The organism is Acetobacter papayae JCM 25143 (assembly GCF_000613285.1).
In the GTDB taxonomy this organism is placed as follows: domain Bacteria; phylum Pseudomonadota; class Alphaproteobacteria; order Acetobacterales; family Acetobacteraceae; genus Acetobacter; species Acetobacter papayae.
Window position 1 is genome coordinate 1 of the sequence record NZ_BAIN01000107.1, and the last position, 5475, is coordinate 5475.

Below are 5475 nucleotides of genomic sequence, written 5' to 3' on the forward strand. Positions count from 1 at the left end.
CCTCGGCCTCGGCCTGCGGCACAACGGCGACCAGCTTGCCTTCATTGGCGAGAAAAAGCGGCTCCAGCCCCAGAATTTCGCACACACCTACCACATCGGGGCGGACAGGTAGGGTTGTCTCGTCCAGCGTGAGGCTGACATTGCTGGCTTCGGCCAGTTCGCTCAGCACGCCTGCCACACCGCCGCGCGTGGCATCGCGCAGGCTGCGGGTGTTGGGGGCGGCGGCCAGCAGGACTTCTACCAGCCCGCCAAGGGGCGCGCAGTCGCTGGCAATGGCGACATCCAGCGCCAGATCGCCCCGCGCGCACAGAATAGCCGCCCCGTGGTCGCCCAGCGTGCCGTTGACCAGCACTACATCGCCCGGCTGCGCAGCGGTAATGCTGATGGCGCGCGCGGCGGGAATGACCCCCACGCCCGAGGTGGTGACATACAGCCCATCGCACGCCCCTTTGGGCACGACTTTGGTATCGCCGGTAACAATCCGCACTCCGGCCTCGCGCGCGCAGTCGGCCATGGCGGCCACGATGCGGCGCAGGCAGGCCAGTTCCAGCCCTTCGGCCAGAATGAAGGCAGCGGACAGGGCCACGGGTCGTGCGCCCCCCACCACCAGATCATTGACCGTGCCGCATACGGCCAGCGTGCCGATATTGCCGCCGGGAAATTCCAGTGGCTCCACCACGAAAGAATCGGTGGTGAAAGCCAGCCTGTCTCCCCCTGCTGCCAGTTCGTGCAGCGGCAGGCGGGCCTGATCTTCCTGCGGGGCGTGGGGTGTTGCGGAAAAGGCTTCAAGAAAAAGCGTGTCGATCAGGGCGCGCATGGCGGTGCCACCCCCACCATGCGCCATGGTGATACGCCCCCCAGTGCCAATGCCGGGTATGCTGTTCATGCGACCTGCCTCGCCCCCTCGTAATCGTAACACGCGGCACACGCGCCTTCGGATGATACCATGAGCGCGCCCAAAGGGGCATCTGGCGTGCAGTCCTGCCCGAAAGCAGGGCATTCCGTCGGGCGGATGCGCCCGGTCAGCACGGCCCCGCAGCGGGCGGAGGCCGGGTCGGGTACGCTATGCGGTGTAAGGGTAAAGCGGTGCTCGGCATCGAATGCGCGCCATGCGGGGCGCAGTTGCAGGCCGGAAAATGCAATGGTGCCCAGCCCGCGCCAGGCACTGTCCGCGCGGGTTTCGTATACCTGGCGCATGGCGGTCTGGGCGGCGGGGTTGCCATCGGGCGGCACCACGCGGGCATACTGGTTTTCCACCATGGCCTGCCCGCGTTCAAGCTGGCGCAGCACCATCAGCAGGGACTGGAGAATATCGAGCGGTTCGAAACCCGCCACCACAAATGGGCGGTGGAATGTGCTGGCCACAAAGTCATAGGGCTGGGTGCCTGTAACCATGGCCACATGGCCGGGGCCGATAAAACCATCCACCGTAAAATCGGGCTGCATGAGCAGTGCGCGCAGGTGGGTACAATCAGGATATGCTGGCACAGGAGCGAGAAGTTTTTTATCCCCTCACGGGCCGCGCGCAGGACGGTGAGCGCTGTGGACGGAGCGGTGGTTTCAAACCCAAGTGCGAAAAATACCACCTCACGCGTGGGGTTTTTACGGGCAAGCTCCAGCGCATCCAGCGGGGAATACACCATGCGGATATCCGCCCCCGCCGCGCGCGCCTGCAGGAGCGACCCCTGAGCTCCCGGCACGCGCAGGGCATCGCCAAAGGTGGTCAGAATAACCTCGGGCCGCTGGGCGAGGGTTATGGCGTCATCAATCCGCCCCATGGGCAGGACACAAACCGGGCAGCCCGGCCCGTGGGCGAACTCGATCGTATCGGGCAGCCGGTCTTTCAGCCCGTAGCGGAAAATCGTATGCGTATGCCCCCCGCACACTTCCATGACCGTAACGGGTTTTTCGCGGAAGTGGGCAAGGTTTTCAGCCGAGCGGGCGATTTCCGTAAAAAGCTTTTCAGCTAGCGCGGGATCACGAAATTCGTCACTGAACCGCATGGGGGCCTCCTGCCGTGCCAGAGTCCTGCATGGCGGTGAGTTCCTCCTGCAATTCGCCCATTTCGGCCAGCAGGGCGAGTGTGGCGCGGGCTTCGGGTTCTGAAATTCGGCTCATGGCAAAGCCTACATGCACCAGTACCATGAGCCACCAGTTCTTCCAGCGGCGCATCGGGCGGGGCCACGCACAGCACATCCACCTGACGGCGCACGCCATGGACATCAACATCCGCCAGCATGGCGGCGGCATCGGCAATGCCCGTAATCCGGGCGGGAATTCCAAGGCACATGGCGGGGTATCCTTACGGCTGGGGGCGGTGAACGGCTTCAGGCACAATGCCGTAGCGTTCAAGCTTGGCGCGCAGGCCCACGCGTGAGAGGCCAAGCTCGCGCGCGGTCAGGCTCTTGTTCCAGCCACAGCGCGCGATGGTCTGGGCCAGAATACGGGCTTCGAGCGTATCCAGCCTTTCCTGCATGGAGCCATCTTCAGGCAGGGGCTCGGCGGTAGCGTTGTCCTGTGTCGCAGGGGTGGGGGGTGCATGCAAGCTGCCATATGGCTGGGCAAGGGGGGGCCGGGCAGGGTGAGGCAGGGCCGCGCGTGGAAAGCGCAGGGCGGGTGAGAGTAGCTCTGCTCCCAGTGTGTCATCTTCAGTCAGAACCAGCATGCGCAGGATTTCGTTCTGGAGTTCGCGCACATTGCCCGGCCAGTCATGGCGCATGAGCAGGGCCATGACATCGGGGCTGAACCCGCGTGCACGCCGGCCATGGCGCTGACAGGCCTCGTCCAGCAGGTGGGTAGCCAGCACGCGGATATCCTCGGGGCGTTCACGCAGGGGCGGGATTGTAAGCGTCATGGCCGCCAGCCGGTAATACAGGTCTTCGCGAAAACGCCCGGCGCGGACTTCTTCTGGCAGGTCGCGGTGGGTGGCGGCCAGCACGCGCACATTGGCATGGGTGGTTTCATTGGTGCCAAGGGCGCGAAACTCGCCTTCTTGCAGGAAACGCAGCAGCTTGACCTGAAAAGCTGCTGATATATCGCCTATTTCATCCAGAAAAAGGGTGCCGCCATCGGCTTCTTCCACCAGCCGCGCCGGTTGGCATGTGCGCCGGTAAACGCGCCTTTACGGTGGCCAAATAATTCGGATTCCAGCAGTTCATCCGGTATGGCCCCGCAGTTTACAGCAACGAACGTGCCGCTGTCGCGCTGGCTGGCGTAATGCAGGGCGCGGGCCATAAGTTCCTTGCCAGTTCCGGTTTCTCCCTGAATGAGAACGGGAATGTCAAAAACTGCGACCTTGGCGGCCTGCCGGCATGTATCGTTCAGCGGGCTGGTGGTGGCGCGGATGATGGAATCAAACTGGTAGCGCCCGCGCACGCGCTCGCGCTGGCGCAGTAGCCGTCCTTCTGCAATGGGGGAGGCCAGTCGCAGTTCGAGCGAAAGCCGCTCGTGGTCGCGCTGCATGGCAAACAGATGGGTGGCGTTGCGCGCGGTCAGCAGAAGCTGGTCGGGGTGCCAGGGTTTGGTAATGTAATGGTAGATCCCCGCTTCGTTGATCGCATCGATCATGTCTTCGGGTTCGGTATAGCCGGTTACGATCACCCGCACGATATCGGGCCAGCGGGTGCGGACTTCGGCCAGAAAGCGCGTGCCTGTCAGGCCGGGCATCCGCTGGTCGCAGAAAATGGCCTGTATCCAGTGGGTTTCCAGGCATTCGCGCGCGGTATCGGCATTATGGGCGATGTGGACATCAAAACTCTCGCGCAGGACGCGCGCCATGACTTCCGCCGAGCGCGGCTCGTCATCCACCACGAGAATGGACGGGCGTGTGTCCACATCCGCCATCAGCCGGCTGCCCGCAGGGTTGCGGCGCGGGTCTCGGCCTGTGTGGCCAGTGCCGAAAGCCATGTGCTGCGCTCGGTTTTCAGCCAATCCAGCCATGTGTCCATGCCAGCTCCCGTGCGCGCGCCCGTGTGCAGGATGCGTGCCTTGGGGGCCACGCGGCGGATATTGGTTTCCAGCAGGGCCATATCCGTGCCCAGATAAGGCACAAGGTCGGTCTTGGTCAGGATAACCAGATCGGCATTGTGGAAAATATCCGGGTATTTAAGGGGTTTGTCCTCACCTTCCGTAACCGAAAGTAGTGTGACACGCAGGCTCTCGCCCAGATCGAAGGCGGCGGGGCAGACAAGGTTGCCGACATTTTCCACAAACAGCACCCCACCCGGCGGCAGGGGCAGGTGTTCCAGCGCATGGCCGACCTGATGCGCATCAAGGTGGCAGCCCTTGCCGGTGTTGATCTGCACTGCCCGCACGCCGGTTGCGCGGATACGCTCGGCATCGTTGCTGGTCTGCTGGTCTCCCTCGATCACGGCGGCGGGTATGCTGCCGTGCAGCAGTTTGAGCGTTTCCACCAGCAGGGTGGTTTTGCCGGCACCCGGCCCGGCCAGCAGGTTGAGGGCCAGCACACCGTTGCGGGCCAGTGTTTCGCGGTTCTGGCGGGCATAGGCATCGTTTTTGGACAGGATGTTGCGCTCGATTTCCACCATGCGCGCCTGTGTCAGCCCCGGTGCGTGGGAGCGGGCTGGGCCGGTGCCGTAATCATGGTGATCGGGGCCATTTGTATGGGCCGGGCCTTCGCTGTGCGGGCCGTGGGCGTGGCTATGCCCGTGCGCGCTATGTTCATGAGTGCTGTGGCTATGGGCGCTGTGTCCATGCGCATCGTGGGTATGCGGGGGGGGAGCCTGTCCGTGCCTGTCGTGTTCCTGCGCACCATGTTCATGACCCTGCCCGGCGGGTGTGTGGGTGTGGTCATGGTGGTGGCCGGGGTCCATGGTTACGCTGCCATCGCTGCTGCATCCGCATGTCGTGCACATTTAGAGTACCTCCAGATCCCTGATTCTGATGTCTGTTCCCCCCGAGGGCTGCACCCGCCCGCCGCCGCACAGGGGGCAGGGGGAGAGTCGATCCTCAAGGGTTACGGTTTTTTCGCAGTCAAAGCACCAAGCCGTGCCGGGTGTCTGCTCGATTTCAAGCTGGGCATCGTGGGCGATGGTGCCGGGTTTGACCGCCTCAAACCCGAAACGCAGTGCTGAAAGCTCTACCCCGGCAAACTGCCCTACCTCCAGCCGTACCACGCGCACCTGCGAGAACCCTTCCCGGCGGGCGGTGTCCTCGATCACGTCAAGCAGGCTTTCACACAAGGAGAGTTCGTGCATGGTCTAGGGTTCCACAAGCGCTGGCACGCAGGGGTTAAGGGCCGAAATCAGCAATGCGGGCAGCAGGGCCGGGCTGTCCGTCAGGGGCAGGCTGCGCAGGCAGCGGCTTAGCAGCCCGTCCTGCGCCATGTGCCAGCCCGTGGGTGAAAGAACAGTATAAGCCCTTACGCAGCCGTTTTGTATGGTGGCGTGGTGCACCAATACGCCGCGCGCCGCACGGGCCACACCCAGCCGCCCGCCGGTGGCTTCATCCGGCCCG

6 protein-coding genes and 2 pseudogenes are annotated in these 5475 nt (G+C 63.9%); all 8 read right to left on the minus strand.

From position 1 onward, the window contains the following. Positions 1–886 (minus strand): hydrogenase expression/formation protein HypE (hypE, locus tag JCM25143_RS14300; RefSeq protein WP_025861717.1); only part of this gene is annotated, 886 nt, incomplete at its 3' end. Beyond that, positions 883–2003, minus strand: a pseudogene (hypD, locus tag JCM25143_RS25315) (hydrogenase formation protein HypD). The gene hypE and the pseudogene hypD, both read right to left, overlap by 4 nt. Next, complete coding sequence (locus JCM25143_RS20070; RefSeq protein WP_456303612.1) at positions 1967–2290, minus strand: HypC/HybG/HupF family hydrogenase formation chaperone; 324 nt, start codon at positions 2288–2290, stop codon at positions 1967–1969. The pseudogene hypD and the gene JCM25143_RS20070 overlap by 37 nt, the downstream one beginning before the upstream one ends. 12 nt (positions 2291–2302) lie before the next feature. Beyond that, complete coding sequence (locus tag JCM25143_RS25540) at positions 2303–2476, minus strand: helix-turn-helix domain-containing protein (protein ID WP_456303613.1); 174 nt, start codon at positions 2474–2476, stop codon at positions 2303–2305. 179 nt (positions 2477–2655) lie between these two features. Beyond that, positions 2656–3939: pseudogene (locus tag JCM25143_RS24440) on the minus strand (sigma 54-interacting transcriptional regulator); the annotation flags it as partial. Beyond that, positions 3843–4874 (minus strand): hydrogenase nickel incorporation protein HypB, encoded by a 1032-nt coding sequence (gene hypB, locus JCM25143_RS14320; protein WP_025861718.1) that lies wholly within the window; start codon positions 4872–4874, stop codon positions 3843–3845. The pseudogene JCM25143_RS24440 and the gene hypB, both read right to left, overlap by 97 nt. Further along, on the minus strand, positions 4875–5216 hold the full coding sequence (hypA, locus tag JCM25143_RS14325) for a hydrogenase maturation nickel metallochaperone HypA (protein WP_025861720.1): 342 nt from the start codon (positions 5214–5216) through the stop codon (positions 4875–4877). It lies immediately after the preceding gene. Positions 5217–5219: 3 nt separating this feature from the next. After that, a partial coding sequence (locus tag JCM25143_RS22500) for a hypothetical protein (protein ID WP_025861721.1) occupies positions 5220–5475 on the minus strand: 256 nt, incomplete at its 5' end.